14 protein-coding genes are annotated in these 14,004 nt (G+C 73.2%); 7 read left to right on the top strand and 7 right to left on the bottom strand.

Annotation, left to right across the window (positions count from 1 at the left end; genetic code table 11):
• Positions 1–92: 92 nt before the first annotated feature.
• Entirely contained in the window at positions 93–905 is an 813-nt protein-coding gene (locus tag E2C05_RS07875) for a bestrophin-like domain (protein ID WP_133219069.1), read from the bottom strand.
• 418 nt (positions 906–1,323) lie between these two features.
• Here E2C05_RS07875 and E2C05_RS07870 point away from each other — a divergent pair, with 418 nt between their 5' ends.
• Together E2C05_RS07870 and E2C05_RS07865 are read left to right on the top strand one after the other, a co-directional pair.
• Positions 1,324–2,139 carry a hypothetical protein gene (locus tag E2C05_RS07870; RefSeq protein WP_133219068.1) on the top strand — a complete coding sequence of 272 codons (816 nt, stop codon included), beginning with the start codon at positions 1,324–1,326 and terminating at the stop codon, positions 2,137–2,139.
• 196 nt (positions 2,140–2,335) lie between these two features.
• Positions 2,336–3,034, top strand: a complete 699-nt coding sequence (locus E2C05_RS07865) for an MlaA family lipoprotein (RefSeq protein WP_158292004.1) — start codon at positions 2,336–2,338, stop codon at positions 3,032–3,034.
• Here E2C05_RS07865 and E2C05_RS07860 read toward each other — a convergent pair.
• Entirely contained in the window at positions 3,028–3,984 is a 957-nt protein-coding gene (locus tag E2C05_RS07860) for a D-2-hydroxyacid dehydrogenase (RefSeq protein WP_158292003.1), read from the bottom strand. The two genes, E2C05_RS07865 and E2C05_RS07860, sit on opposite strands and share 7 nt — an antisense overlap.
• Before the next feature lie 52 nt (positions 3,985–4,036).
• Positions 4,037–5,656, bottom strand: a complete 1,620-nt coding sequence (locus tag E2C05_RS07855) for a GMC family oxidoreductase (protein ID WP_133219065.1) — start codon at positions 5,654–5,656, stop codon at positions 4,037–4,039.
• Positions 5,657–5,783: 127 nt separating this feature from the next.
• Between E2C05_RS07855 and E2C05_RS07850 the strand changes: the two genes are divergently transcribed.
• The gene (locus E2C05_RS07850) at positions 5,784–6,794 is read left to right on the top strand and encodes a TauD/TfdA dioxygenase family protein (protein ID WP_158292002.1); all 1,011 of its coding nucleotides are present in this window, start codon (positions 5,784–5,786) and stop codon (positions 6,792–6,794) included.
• 64 nt (positions 6,795–6,858) lie between these two features.
• On the opposite strand, the gene E2C05_RS07845 is transcribed toward E2C05_RS07850, so the two are convergent.
• Together E2C05_RS07845 and E2C05_RS07840 are read right to left on the bottom strand one after the other, a co-directional pair.
• Positions 6,859–7,251, bottom strand: coding sequence for a hypothetical protein (locus tag E2C05_RS07845; RefSeq protein WP_133219063.1), 393 nt, complete (start codon positions 7,249–7,251; stop codon positions 6,859–6,861).
• A 39-nt stretch (positions 7,252–7,290) separates the two neighbouring features.
• On the bottom strand, positions 7,291–7,833 hold the full coding sequence (locus E2C05_RS07840) for a DUF4142 domain-containing protein (protein ID WP_133219062.1): 543 nt from the start codon (positions 7,831–7,833) through the stop codon (positions 7,291–7,293).
• Between the two features lie 113 nt (positions 7,834–7,946).
• Between E2C05_RS07840 and E2C05_RS07835 the strand changes: the two genes are divergently transcribed.
• Both E2C05_RS07835 and E2C05_RS07830 read left to right on the top strand, forming a co-directional pair.
• Positions 7,947–8,696, top strand: coding sequence for a cyclase family protein (locus E2C05_RS07835; protein ID WP_133219061.1), 750 nt, complete (start codon positions 7,947–7,949; stop codon positions 8,694–8,696).
• On the top strand, positions 8,693–9,748 hold the full coding sequence (locus E2C05_RS07830) for an SDR family oxidoreductase (protein WP_133219060.1): 1,056 nt from the start codon (positions 8,693–8,695) through the stop codon (positions 9,746–9,748). The genes E2C05_RS07835 and E2C05_RS07830 overlap by 4 nt, the downstream gene beginning before the upstream one ends.
• A gap of 76 nt (positions 9,749–9,824) precedes the next feature.
• On the opposite strand, the gene E2C05_RS07825 is transcribed toward E2C05_RS07830, so the two are convergent.
• Positions 9,825–11,177, bottom strand: coding sequence for an MmgE/PrpD family protein (locus E2C05_RS07825; RefSeq protein WP_133219059.1), 1,353 nt, complete (start codon positions 11,175–11,177; stop codon positions 9,825–9,827).
• Complete coding sequence (locus tag E2C05_RS07820; protein ID WP_133219058.1) at positions 11,174–12,034, bottom strand: isocitrate lyase/PEP mutase family protein; 861 nt, start codon at positions 12,032–12,034, stop codon at positions 11,174–11,176. Before E2C05_RS07820 ends, E2C05_RS07825 begins: the two co-directional genes overlap by 4 nt.
• A gap of 108 nt (positions 12,035–12,142) precedes the next feature.
• Between E2C05_RS07820 and E2C05_RS07815 the strand changes: the two genes are divergently transcribed.
• Both E2C05_RS07815 and E2C05_RS07810 read left to right on the top strand, forming a co-directional pair.
• Positions 12,143–13,240, top strand: a complete 1,098-nt coding sequence (locus E2C05_RS07815; protein ID WP_133219057.1) for an LLM class flavin-dependent oxidoreductase — start codon at positions 12,143–12,145, stop codon at positions 13,238–13,240.
• A gap of 15 nt (positions 13,241–13,255) precedes the next feature.
• On the top strand, positions 13,256–14,004 hold a 749-nt coding region (locus tag E2C05_RS07810; protein ID WP_240046647.1), incomplete at its 3' end, for a four-carbon acid sugar kinase family protein.

Here is a 14,004-nt window from a genome sequence, read left to right as displayed (position 1 = left end):
CGGCCGAAGGGCGCCGCCGGCGGCGCATGGCGGGCATGGGACGCCGGGGCGGATCGAGGCGCGGTGGAACGGCCGCCCGGCGCGGCCCCGGGCTAGCGCCGCCCGGCGCCAGCAGCGGTGTCCATGCTCTCCAGCGCCCAGCGCAGCGGCTTCGGGTCCACCAAGATATGCCCCTCCCGCGGCCGGTTGAGGTCCGCGACCAGCAGCATCCCGCCCGTCCACATCGCCATCAGCAAGGTGCTGAGCACGCCGTGCCGCTGCGGGCCGAAGCCGAGCTGGTAGCCCACCGCCCCGACCGCCAGCAGCGACCCGGCGAGCAGCAGCCATTGGATATGCGCCGGTACCCGGCTCTCATGGGCATAGCGCTGCGCCTGGGCAGCGTCGAAGGTCTCGTTCAGCGCCGCCACCAGCGCGGCGGTCAGCGGCGTCGCGTCCTGCCGCGCCGCGGCTTCGGCCATGGTCCAGATCCGGGCCTGCGCGGCCTCCGTGGCGCGGTTCAGCGCCGCGATGCGGTCGCGGTCGGGCCTGGCGGTGGTGTAGTCCAGCCGGATTCGGGCATAGTCCGCCAAGTGCCGCCGCAGCGCCGCGGCCTCCGCGGCGTCCCGCAGCAGGCCGGCGCGGAGCCAGGCGGTGCCGATCGCATTCGCCTCTCGCACCACCAGGTCGCGCCGCGCTTCGAAGCGCTGGTCGGCGATGCTGATGGCCAGCCCCAGGGTGAAGGCCAGCAGGCCCAGCATGCCCGTGGTGAGGACGCCGACATGGCCCCCCGCATCCGCCGGCAGATGCGCGGTGCGGCGGCGGCCGAGGCGGAAGCCGACCTCGTTCGCCGCCAGCAGCAGGGCGAGCAGCAACAGGCCGAGCAGCCAGAGATCCAGGCCGGTCGCCGCCTCCATGATCCGTGCCATCCGGCGCCGCGCCCCCGCGAGTCTCGCGCACAGGTTACGGAACCGGCGAGTCTGGGCAATGCCGGGGCGTGGTCACGCCGCCGACGCCGCGCGGATGGCCGGGGAGGATGGCGGCCTGTCCCGCAGCGCGAGATCGCCTCGCGCTCGCGATTCATGGCTGGACGAAACCTTTTGCCGGCGCGCGAAAGTCATCGCGTGAGGCGTCGGGGTCGGGCAAACTGCACCGCATGGGCTAGACACGTCCTGCGGGTTGCAACCATGCCGATCAATCGCACGCCGAGTTTGCGTTCCGGTTGCCACAGCGGCGCTTTTCCGCCCTAGGCGATCCGGATTTGCTGGTTTGGTCGCCAGCATAGTGTAAATTGAACGCGATCTACCATCACGCCTCAGCGACCCCGTTTCCGGAGGGCTGACCGCCTTGCGCCTGTTCGCGCGCGCCATCGCCTGCGGCCTGCTGCTGCTCGCCACCTTCGTGCCGGTGGGTGCCGTCGCCCTGCTGCTCGCCTCCTCGGGGACGGAGGCGCTCATTGCCCTCGGCCCGGCCGGATGGGCCAGCCTCGCCGCCGGCCTCGTCCTGCCCTCCTGCGCCGGGCTGCTCGTCCTCGGCTGGATGACCCAGCGCGCGGAACTCGCCACGCTCCGCCAGGTGGTGCTCCGCCAGGGGGAGGCGGCCGATGGCCGCCACCACGCCCTGCAGGCGCTGGTCGACGAAACCCGGGAACAGACCGCCCTGCTGCAGGAGCAGTCGCGCCTGCTGCTCGGTCAGCTTTCGGTCGGCAAGCGCCAGGCGGAAACGGCCCAGGCCCTGATGGTGGAGACGCGGCTGCAGCGCCTGGTCGCGGAATGGGAGATGACGGGGAAGGAGCTGTCCGCCGTCATGGCCGCCATGTGGCGCCTGGTCTTCGGCTGGCGCACGCCGGAGGGGCCGGAGGGCAAGCCTTCGGTCGAGCTGCCGCTGCCCGCCGGCGCCGAGCTCGGCCTCGCCATCCTGCGGCTGCTGCCGGCGACGCCGGAGGAAATGGCGCAGTTCGAGGTGGATGAGCGCTTCGTCCGCCAGGCGGCGCATTACCGCGCGGTCTTCCGCCACTTCATCGAGCGGGTGCCGGAAACCGGGCCGCTGAACCGCGCCCTGTTCCGCGACATGGTGCAGGGGCGGCTGGATGCGCGGCTGGCGCTGCTGCCGCGGCCGAACCATGCCGCCATCATCCCGCCGGAGACGCTGGCGGCGGAATGACGCGGCCGGCGGCGCGACCGGGGCGGGGCGTCAGGATGCGCCGGGCGACATGACCACCGCCGCCGGTCGGCGCGGCCAAGTGGGCAGGCGATCCGCCCGGCGAACCGGGTCCCGGTGCTGTCAGCGGCGCGCCGGCCCGCGGCATGGCACAATGTCCCGCGGCGACCTGCCCCGCCGCGATGCCGGAGTGGACCCGATGCTGCGACGCCTGGCCGCCCTTGCCCTGCTGCCGGCGCTGATCCTGGCATCGCCCGGTGCGGCCCGCGCCGAGCGGGACCCGCTGGAGCCGGTGAACCGCCGCATCCACGGCTTCAACGAACAGGTGCGGGCACGCGTCCTCGGCCCCCTGGCGGAGGCCTGGCGCGACTGGACCCCGCCCGGCCTTCGCCAGGGCGTGGCGAATGCGCTGGGCACCCTGTCCGAGCCGGTGAGCGCCGCCAGCGGCCTTGCCGCCGGCGAGTTCGGCATCGCCTGGAATGCCGCGGCGCGCTTCGGCATCAATGCCACGCTCGGCTGGGGCGGGGTGCGGGACCGCGCGGCGGAGATGGGCTATCCGCCGCGGCCCTTCACCCTGGCCGACGCGCTCTGCGCCTGGCGGCTGCCGAGCGGGCCCTACCTCGTCCTGCCGCTGCTCGGCCCCTCTACTCTGCGCGATGCCGGCGGGCTGGCGGCGCAGGGGGCGGCGCTGTCGCAGCTTGTGGGGTCCGACGCCTTCCTTGCCTGGAGCACCACCGACAGCGTCATCGGCTATGCCGGGCTGCACGAGACGCTGGCGCGGGTCGCGGCGGAGTCGCTCGACCCCTATGCGGTGCTGCGCAGCGCCTATCTCCAGCGCCGCGCCGCCGCCTGCCCGGTGGATCGCGCGGCGCCGGAGGAGGACGCACCGGATCAGTAGCCGCGGCCGCGGTCCACCACCTGCCGCAGCGGCTGGCCGTCGAGGAAGCGCGCCAGGTTGTCCACGAAAAGCCGGGCGACGACCTTGTCCCGGTCCGGATGCATCCCGCCCATATGCGGCACCACCAGGATGCCGGGCGTGGTCCAGAAGGGGTGGGAGGCGGGCAGGGGTTCCTCCCGGAACACGTCCAGCACCGCGCCGGCGATCCGCTTCCGCGTCACCGCCGCCACCAGGTCGGCATCGACGATGGCATTGCCGCGGCCGAAATTCAGCAGCCAGGCGCCGGGCTTCATGCGCGCCAGCCGGGCTGCGTCCATGAAATCCTCCGTCTCGGCCGTCGAGGGCAGCAGCAGCACGACGAAATCGGCGCGCGCCAGCACCTCGTCGGTGCGGTCGGGCGGCAGCACCTCCACGCCCGGCAGCGGCGCCGGGTCGCGGCGGGTGCCGATGACCTCCATCCGCAGCGCCATGGCCAGCCGCGCCACCTCCTGCCCGATGGCGCCGAGGCCGAGGATGCCGAGCACCTTGCCGTTCAGCGGCATCGCCACCTGGCGCGCCCAGCGGCTGCTCTTCTGCGCCTCGGCGATCGCCGCATAGGGCTTGGCGATGTGGAACAGCGCGCCGAGGATGTTCTCCGGCATGCTCTCGCCATGCGTGCCGCGGGCGCAGGTGAGCGTGAGGCCGGGCGGCAGGTCGGGCAGGGCCAGCCAGCCCTCCACCCCGGCGGTCAGCGACTGGGCCCAGCGCAGCCTGGGCATGCGCGGCAGCAGGCCGGCCGGCACGCCCCAGCCCAGCAGCGCCTCGGTCCCCGCCATCTGCCCGGCGCTTGGGCTCTCCTTGCGCGGCAGCGCTTCCGCCCGCACCCGCTCCGACAGGCCCGCCGCGGCGATGGCGTCGAGATAGGGCGCGGCATTGTCGTGCCAGAGCAGCAGGCGGGTGGGGCTGGGCATGCGGGGCGTCCTCTTGCGTCGGGCCGAGCCTACCGCCGCGCCGCGATCCGCTCTACCCGGCCGCATCCTCCAGGATCATCGCCGCCGCCTTCTCGCCGATCATGATGGAGGGCGCATTGGTGTTGCCCGCCACCACCGCCGGCATGATGGAGGCATCGGCGACGCGCAGCCCCGCCACGCCATGCACCCGCAGCCGCGGATCCACCACGCTGTTGCTGCCGGTGCCCATGGCGCAGCTGCCGGCCGGATGGTGGTTGGAACAGCCGCTCTCCCGCACGAAGCGCTCGAGATCGGCATCTGTCGCGTAGCCCGGGCCGGGGAAGACCTCCTCCGCCACCAGCGACTGCATCGCCGGCTGCGCCGCGATGGCGCGGGCGAGGCGCGCCGCCGCGACCATGGCGCGCATGTCGTAGTCGCTGTGCAGGAAGCCGAAGCTGATGGCGGGATCGGCGAGCGGGTCGGGGCTCGCCAGCCGCACCGTGCCGCGGCCATCCGGCGCCAGATGCACCGGGCCGAGCGTGAAGCCCGGGAAATCATGCGGGATGACCCGATCGCGGGACCGTTCCTTGGTGCTCCATTCCAGCAGGTTGATCTGGATGTCCGGGCGTTCCAGCCGCGCGTCGCTGCGGGTGAAGAGCCCGGCGCGGATGCCGTTCACCGCCATCGGCCCGCTGCGGAACAGGGCATAGCGCGCCGCCGCCGCGATCTTGCGCGGCCAGCTGTTCTCCAGGTCGTTCATGGTGATGGCGCGGGTGCAGCGCCACATCAGGTAGGTGCCGAAATGGTCGTGCAGGTTGGCGCCGACCGCCGGCAGGTCGTGCAGCACCGTGATGCCCATCGCCTGCAGGTGCTCCCCGGGCCCGATGCCCGACAGCAGCAGCAATTGCGGCGAGCCATAGGCGCCGCCGGAAACCACCACCTCCCGCCGCGCCCGGGCCACCCGGCGGCCCTGCGGCCCCTGGTATTCCACGCCGGTGGCGCGCCCGGCCTCCACCACCACCCGCGTCGCTTGGCAGCGCGTGCGGATCTCGAGATTGCGGCGACCCTTCGCCGGCGCGAGATAGGCCCGCGCGCTGCTCCAGCGCCGCCGGCCGGCGGTGGTGGTCTGGTAGTAGCCGGTCCCTTCCTGCCGCGCGCCGTTGAAATCGGGGTTGCGCGGGATGCCGAGGCCCTCGGCGGCGGCGATCATCGCTTCCGCCAGGTCCGATCCCGCCGCCTGGTCCGAGACATGCAGCGGCCCGCCGGTGCCGTGGAACGCGTCCGCGCCATGCTGCTGGTGCTCCGCCTTGCGGAAGAAGGGCAGCACGGAGTCCCAGTCCCAGCCGGTGCAGCCGCGCTGGCGCCAGCCATCGTAGTCGCGCGGGTGCCCGCGCATGTAGACCATGCCGTTGATGGAGGAGGTGCCGCCCAGCGTCTTGCCGCGCGGGGCGTAGAGCCGCCGGTCGTTCAGCTTCGGCTGCGGCACGCTCTCGAATTTCCAGTTCACCCGCGTATCCACGAAGGTGCGGGCGAAGCCGAGCGGGATATGGATCCAGGGATTGGTGTCGGGCGGGCCGGCCTCCAGCAGCAGCACGCTGTGCCGCCCATCCTCGGACAGCCGGGCGGCGATTGCGGCGCCGGCCGAACCCGCGCCAGTGACGATGAAGTCGAAGCTGCCGGCTTCCTCCGCCATGCGCCGTTTCCTCCGTTTCCGGGCAGCCTAACAGCCATGGCCCGCCGCGCCAGGGCGGCGATGCGGGGCGGGCTTCCCGGTGGGGGATTCCGCGCTAGGCTCCAGGGCGCCGCAGGAGGGCATGCGCATGACCAGCCGCTTCAGCATCACCGGCCCGCTGGACGGGGCCAGCTTCGGCGCCGTGGTCCGGCTGCGGGACGGCGCGGGCGCCGCCGGATTCACCGCCGCGGCGGAGGCCGAGGCCGCGACGCTCCGGCGTGCCCTGGCCGAGGCGCATGGCGTGCTGCTGGTGCCCGGCATGGGCGCCATGGCGGATGACCCCGGCCTGCTGCTGCGCGCCAGCCATGTCTTCGGGCCGGAGGTGGAGAATTACCGCCAGACCGGCATGGCGCCGAACATGGTGCATCCGGAGGTGCCGGAGATCTTCGTCGTCTCCAACATCCCGCCCGTGCTGCGCGCCCCGCCCGCCCTGCCGGACCCGCCGCTGACCGCGGACGGACATCTGCCCGTGCAGTACCCGCACCGCCGCGGCTGGCATACCGACCAGAGCTACCGACGCCCGCCGCCCGATGTCTCGCTGTTCCTGGGCGTCGAGCCGGTGCCGCGCGGCCAGGGCCAGACGCTGTTCGCCGACGGCATCGCCGCCTACGAGACCCTGCCGGCCGAGGTGAAGGCGCGGATCGAGGGGCTGGACGGCATCCATGTCTCCTCCTCCGCCGGGCGGCGGCGGGAAGCGGTGCGGGCCGGCACGCCGCCCCGCGCGCTGGGCCCGCTGGAACAGCCGCAGCGCCAGCCGCTGGTCCGCACCCATCCGGAAACCGGCCAGCGCGCCCTCTACATGTGCGAATACGGCCAGATGGACTGGCTGGACGGCCCGATCGCCGGCCTGGAGCCGGGCGCCGATGGCGAGGGCGGCAGGCTGCTGGACCTGCTGATGGCGCATATGACCCAGCCGCGCTTCGTCTATGTCCATGAATGGACCGCGGGCGACCTGGTGATCTGGGACAACCGCTGCACCGTCCATGCCGCGACCTGGTTCGACGCGGAAAACCTCCGCCGGGTGATGTGGCGGACGACCGTCAGCGGGAATCCGGGGGCGGTGTACCGGGGCGAGGCGAAAAGCTGGCTCGCCGCGTAGCGAGGGGGCGCTGCCCCCTCGCGCTCCCCCGCCAGGGGTCAGACGAGCCCTGGACCGGCCTGAGTCAGACCTCCACCCCGTATTCCGCCAACTCGGGCCGCATGGCCTCGATGACGAAGTCCACGAAGGCCTCCGGCAGGTCCAGCCAGAACTCGCGGTCGGAATAGGCGCCGACCACCGCCTGCATCCCGCGGCTGCGGGCCCAGTCCGCCAGCGCCTCCAGCGCCTCCCGCGGCGTGTCGCTGAGGAAGGAGACCTGCGAGCGCAGCTTGTCCGCATCGCGGTTCGCCGTCTTGCTGTGGCTGAATTGCAGGTCCACATCGGTGCCGGGCTGCCGCAGCCAGATCGCCCGCTCGGTCCGTCGCAGCACGACGAAGCCGAACTGCCCCGGCAGCATCTCCACCACCGTTTCGAACCGCGCGGGATGGAGCCGGTTGGCGACATGGTTGAAGCGCATGCCGCGCATCCTCGGGCCGCCGGCGGCCCGAGGCAAGGCCTACCGCCGCGCCAGCCGCTGGGCCTGCTGCGCATGCTCCTGCAGCACGGGCAGGTACCTTTCCGCGAAGGCCTTCACCTCCGGGTCGGTGCCGTCGCGGACCTGCGCCTGGAATTCCCGCACATCGTCTTGGTGGTCCTCCAGCATGGTCCGGACATAGGCGCGGTCGAAGGCGGCGCCGCGCAGGTTGGCCAGCCGGTCATGCGTCTGCTGGTGGGCGACGCCCATGGTCTCGGGCGGCGTGATGTCCTTCCGCCGCGCCAGCGCCAGCATCTCCTGGTTGGCGCGCCCGTGGTCCTCGATCATGTGCCGGGCGAAGCGCTTCACCGCGGGGGATCGGCCGTATTTCTCCGCCAGCCGCGCCATCGCCACCTCCGCCAGGCCGTCGCGCGTCGCCTCGGTCATGAAGGTCGCGTCCTGGGTGGACAGCGTCGGGTTCACCTGCGCCTTGGCGGCGGCCACGGTGGTGTCGGCGGCCTGCTGCGTCGCCGCGCAACCGGCCAGCCCGAGCGCGAGCGCCGCGCCGAGAGCAATCCGTCGCATCCTGTTCCTCCTCCACCAAAGAACCCCGTGGCGCCAACGCCCGGGCGGCGGGTCGGTTGACGCCCGGCGCACGCCGCTGCCAGCATCCGCAGGGGACAAGGGGAGACGCCGGGATGTGTGTGCCTTCGCCGTCGCGCGGCACCGGCTGGCGTGGCTGGATCGATGTGCCGGAGGCGGCGCAGGTGCGGCCGGCCGGTCCCTGGCACGACCTCTCCCACCCGGTGTCGGAGGCGATGCCGCGCGTGCCGATGTTCGGCCCGCCGACCATCCGGCGGCTGATGTGCCAACCGGCCGACCCCATCAACGTCACCGAATTCGGGATGGTGGTGCATACCGGCACGCATTGCGACGCGCCCTTCCACTTCTTCTCTGACGGGCCGGCGATGGACGCCATCCCGCCCGGGCGCCTCACCGGCCCCGGCGTGGTGTGGCGGCTGGACCTGCCGGACGACGCGCTGATCGAACCGGCGCATCTGGACGCGGCGCGGCCGCTGCTGCGGCCGGGCGACATCCTGGCGCTGGATACCGGCTGGTCCGCCTTCGTCGGCACGCCGCGCTACGAGCATCACCCCTGCCTTTCCGCCGCGGCGGCGGCCTGGCTGCTGGACCGGCGGATCAAGCTGCTGGCGGTGGATTTCGCCACGCCCGACCTGCCGGTGCATCGCCGCCCGCCCGCGGGCTTCGACTGGCCGGTGCATCGCGCCCTGCTCAGCCAGGGCGTGCTGATCGCCGAGCATGTGCGCCCACCGCGGCTGCTGGCCGGCGGCCGGGCGGAATTCGCCTTCGGCGCCCTGGCCATCGCCGGCAGCGACGGCGCGCCGGCCCGCATCCTGGCACGCGCCATCGAGGAGCACGCCGCATGAGCAATGCCGGCACCCTGCTGGTGGTCGGCGCCACCGGCGCCGCCGCGACCCGCGTGACGGAGCGGGCGCGCGGCACCGGCGCGTTCAACCTGGTCGGCCTGTCGCGCCGCGTGCCGGCGGGCGCCGGCGACTGGCTGGCCGCCGACCTGACGGACCCGGAGGCGATGCGCCGCGCGCTGGCGACGCGGCCGGACATCACCCACATCGTCTACGCGTCCCGCGCGCCCTTCGGGGAAGGCGGTGTGGAGGATGTGCCGGCCAACCTGGCGATGCTGCGCAGCCTGCTGGACGCGGCGGAGGCGAGCCTGCCGCGCTTCGCGCATCTCCACATGATCCATGGCGGCAAGTGGTACGGGCTGCATATCGGCCCCTTCCGCACCCCGGCGCGGGAGGACGACCCGCGCCACCTGCCGCCCAATTTCTACTACGACCAGCAGGACCTGGTCGCAGCGCGGCAGCAGGGGAAGGCGTGGTCCTGGAGCGCGAGCCGCCCCGGCTTCGTGCTGGATGTCGCGCCGGGGCGGGCGCGCAACATGGTCTCGACGCTGGGCGCCTATGCCGCCATCTGCCGGGAGCTCGGCGTGCCCTTCGACTTTCCCGGCAAGCCCGGCGCCTGGACCGCGCTGCACGAGCTGACCGACGCCTCGCTGCTGGCGGAGGGCGTGCTCTGGATGCTGACCGAGCCGCGCGCCGCCAACCGCGCCTTCAACGTCACGAATGGCGACGCCTTCCGCTGGTGCGACCTGTGGCCGCACCTCGCGGCGCTGTTCGGCCTGCCCTGCGGCGTGCCGCGGCCGATGTCCATGCCGCGCTGGATGGCCGACAAGGGCCCGGTCTGGGAGGCCATCCGCGCCCGCCACGACCTGGCCCTGCCGCTGGAGCAGGTCGCGAGTTGGGAATTCGCCGATTTCTTCCTCGGGATGGATTACGACGTGGTCTTCTCCATGACCGCGGCGCGCAAGGCGGGGTTCACCGGCTTCGTCGACAGCTGGGAGATGGTCGCGCGGCAGGTCGCGGGCTATCGCGCGGCGAAGGTGCTGCCGCCGGCCTGAGGTCGAGGACCCCAAGGGAGCCAGGGGCCCTGCGGCCCTTGACCGGAGGCGCGCGAGGGGGAGGGCGTCCGCCCCCCTACCCGGTCGGTGCCAGCGCCTCGACGGACGAAAGCCCCGGCAGCCCGAGGATCGCGTCGCGCAACGCCGCCGCGGCGCTGTCGGGGATCACGCCGGCGCAGTTGCCGAAGAACTTCGCCTCCAGCTCCGCATCGCTCAGCGGCGCGCCGGGATCGCCCTTGGGCAGCATCACCGTCTCGGTCAGCCGCGTCCCGTCCTCCAGCTCGATGGTCACGCGGGCCGGGAAATTCGCCGGGTAGAGCCGGTCCAGCGCGTCATCCGCCACCACCTCGGTCCGCGCCAGCACCTGGCGCACCAGCGGGTCGTCGATCCGCGCGGCGGCGAATTGCGCCTGCCCCAGTTCGCCATCCACCGCGGCGACGGCGATGCAGTAGGGGACGGACACGCGCGCCGCCATGGCCGAGCCGATCTCCTTCGCGGAGAAATGGGTCGTCACCGTCCGGTAGGTCTCGTTGGTGATGCGGGCGATGCGGCGCGGGTCCACGGCGTGCCGCCGCACGATTGCCAGCGTCGCCTGGATGGGCGAGTGGCTGGCGAGGATGGAGGGGAAGAACTTGAACCCGTTCTGCAGGATCTCCCATTCCGTCCCGAGGCCGGCCGTCAGCGCCTCGGCCTTCGGCTCCAGCGAGAAGGCGGCGAGGTAGCCCTTGGGGTGCTCCAGGATGCCTGGGGGGCTGGTCATGCCGAGGCGCGCCAGCTGCGCCGAGAGCACGCCGTTCAGCGCCGCCTTGCCGGGGTGCAGGCTCTTCGTCATGTCGCCGGATTCGAAGAAGGTGTTCAGCCCGGCGGCCTGGGTGCCGGCCAGCCCCAGCGCGCGCAGCGTGCCGTCGGCGTCCAGGCCCAGCGCCTTCGCCGCCGTGGCGGCGGCGCCGAAGGTGCCGTTGGTCGCGGTGGAATGCCAGAAGCGGTAATGCGTCGGCATCACCGCCATGCCGACGCGCACCGCCACCTCGTAGCCCGCGACCAGGGAGAGGATGAGGTCGCGGCCGGACAGGCGCCCGGACTGCGCCAGGGCCAGCGCCGCCGGCACCACCACGCTGCCGACATGCAGCAGCGCGCGCTTGTGCGTGTCGTCGTTGTCGGCGGCATTCACCAGGATGCCGTTGGCCAGCGCCGCGAAGGCCGGCTGCGCCGCAAGGCCCGGCGCACCGATCACGCCCGCCCCCGGCCGGGCCGGATACAGCGCCGCGATGTCGCGGGCGATGCGGGCCTTGTCCCTGTCCTCCGTCCAGGCGGCCAGGGCGCAGCCGACCGCGTCCAGCACCACGCGGCAGGCCTGGGCGACGACCGGCTGCGGCAGGTCTTCCCACCGCAGGCCGGCGACGAAGGCGGCGAGGGCGCGCGAGCTCATGCCAGGCGGAAGGGCTTGGCCGCCGCGTCGTAGTCGGGGTAGCCGAGCAGGGTGCGCAGCTCGGCCGACGGCAGGGCGCTGGCGGCTTCCGCCTCGCCGGCCTGCAGCGCGGCGATGCCGGCCTTCAGCCCGGCCGCGGCGGGCGACAGCATGCCGGTCGGATAGGTGCCGATCTTGAAGCCCAGCGCCTCGGCCTTCCGCCGGTCGGGCGTCGCGCGCGGGGCGCCGGGCGACAGGACGGCGAAGCTCGGCCGCCCCTTGGCGGCGGCCACGGCGCGGCGGATCTCGTCATCATCGGCCGGGCTGTCGAGGAAGAGGATGTCGGCGCCCTCCTCGACATACATCTCGATGCGCGCCACCGCCTCATCGATCCCCTGGGTCGGGCGGCAATCGGTCCGCGCCAGGACGCAGATGCCGCTCTCCTTCGCCGCCTGGACCGCAGCGCGGATCTTCATCCGTGCCTCCTCCCGCGGCAGGCAGGGCTTGCCGGCGGCGGTCAGCTCGCGCGGGGTGATCTTGTCCTCGATCAGGATGGCGGCGGCCCCGGCGCGGCCATAGGCGCGGACGGTGCGCTGCACGTTCATGGCATTGCCATAGCCATGGTCGCCATCGGCCAGGATCAACGTCTCGGGCGCGGCGTTGCGCACCATCTGGAAGCTGTCGAACATCTCGGCGAAGGAGATCAGGTCGAGGTCGGGGCCGCCGAGCCGGCTGGCGGCGACGCAGGAGCCGGAGAGGAAGGCGGTGCGGAACCCGGCCTGCGCCGCGACCTTGGCCGAAAGCCCGTCCCAGACCGCGGGCATGGTGACGAAGGCAGGTTCGGCCAGCAATGCGCGCAGGCGCTCGGGCGGGGTCATGGCAATCGTCTCCTGGTCGTTTCCGGGCGGCAGCATACTGCCGTAGCGCTGGCCGACCAGGGGGCGCGGCGGTAGGCTGGCGGCAAGACCAAGCAGGGGGAACCGGCCATGGATGTCGGCATGATGATGATCTTCTCCAGCTATGGCTGGGACGGCGTCCCGGACCGCCAGGTCTGGGAGGAGGAGTTGCGGCTCGCCGCCATCGCCGCCGACAGCGGCTTCGACTGCCTGTGGTCGGCCGAGCACCATTTCGCCGACTATTCCTTCGTGCCGGACAACCTGCACCTGATGACCTGGCTGGCGGCGAAGCATCCGCATGTCGATGTCGGCACCGCGGCGGTTATCCTGCCCTGGCACGACCCGCTGCGGGTCGCGGAGAATGCCGCGGTGCTCGACCTGCTGAGCGGCGGCCGCTTGCGCTTCGGCATGGGCCGCGGCCTGGCGCGGCGGGAGTTCGCCGCCTTCCGGGTCAGCATGGATGAATCGCGCGAACGCTTCGACGAAGCCGCGCCCATGATCATCCAGGCGCTGCGCACCGGCGTCATGGAAGGCGACGGCAAATTCTACAAGCAGCCCCGGGTGGAGCTGCGCCCGCGGCCCGAGCACGGCTTCGACGGGCGGATCTATGCCGTCGCCTCGTCCGAGGATTCGGTGAACTCCGCCGCCAAGCTCGGCGCCCATATGGTGATGTTCGCCGACCGGCCCTGGGAGATGCGCTTCCCGGTGATCGAGCGCGGGCGGCAGCTGCACCGCCAATACCACGGGACCGAGCCGCCGACCCTGATGATGACGGAGTTCGTCATCTGCGGCGAGGACGATGCGGCCTGCGAGGACGAGGCCTTCCGGTACCAGGGGAAATTCGTCGAGAGCAACTTCCACCACTACGAATTCCTCGGCGAGCATTTCGCCAGCGTGAAAGGCTACGATTCCTACCAGCAGAAGGCCGATCTCGCGCGGAAGGCCGGTGGGCTCGAGGGCGCGGTCAAGGGCTTCATGCAGGCGGCCAGCTGGGGCACGCCGGAGAAGATTTTGCGCGGCCTGGAGAAGCGCCGCGACCTGCTCGGCAGCTTCGAGCTGAACGTTGCCTTCCGCTTCGGCGGCACGCCGCTGGCGGTGGCGGAGCGCGGGCTGCGCCTGTTCGCCAAGGAAGTGCTGCCGGTGCTGAAGTCCTGGGGCCCGCAGCCGGCGCGGCAGGCGGCGGAATAGCCGGCGCCCCGCGGCATGGCGCCGCGCGTGCTGGTGGTGGCGGATGATCTCTCCGGCGCGGCGGATTGCGCCATCGCCTGGGCCGCATCCGGCCTGCCGGCGGTGGTGGCGCTGGACGCCGCGGCGGCGGAGCCGTCGCCGGTCCTGGCGGTGGACACCGACAGCCGCCGCCTGGCGCCGGATCGGGCCGCCGCGGCGGTGCGCGCCGCCGTCGCGCGCCATGCCGGGCCGGGCTGCGGGCTGCTCTACAAGAAGATCGACAGCACCCTGCGCGGGCCGGTCGGCGCCGAGGTGGCGGCCGCCGCCGGCGCCGAGCGGCTGGTGATCGCCGCCCCGGCCTTCCCCGCCGCCGGGCGGGCGCTGCGCAACGGCCGGCTGCTGGTGCATGGCACGCCGCTGGAAGCGACGCCGCTCTGGCGGGCCGAGGGGGCGGGGCAGGATCCCGACCTGGCGGCCATGCTGGAACTGGCGGGCCTGCCCGCCGCGGTGGCGTCGCTGGAGGCCGTGCGCGGCGACCTGCCGAGCTGGATCGTGGCGCGGCGGCGGGACGGGATGCGCGCCCTGGTCTGCGATGCGGCCGAGGAAGCCGACCTTGCCGCCATCGCCCGGGCGGGGTTGGGGGTGGCGGCGCCGCTGCTCTGGGTGGGCTCGGCCGGCCTGGCGCGGCACCTGCGGCCCGGGGCGGCGGCGCGGGGCGCCGCGGCCGAACCTCCGTGCCGGCGGGCTGGGCGGCCCATGCTGGTGGTGGTCGGCAGCGTCGCCGG

The organism is Paracraurococcus ruber, from assembly GCF_004353985.1.
In the GTDB taxonomy this organism is placed as follows: domain Bacteria; phylum Pseudomonadota; class Alphaproteobacteria; order Acetobacterales; family Acetobacteraceae; genus Paracraurococcus; species Paracraurococcus ruber.
The sequence above is the reverse complement of the archived record's forward strand: the minus strand, read 5'-3'. Positions and strand labels throughout refer to the sequence as shown.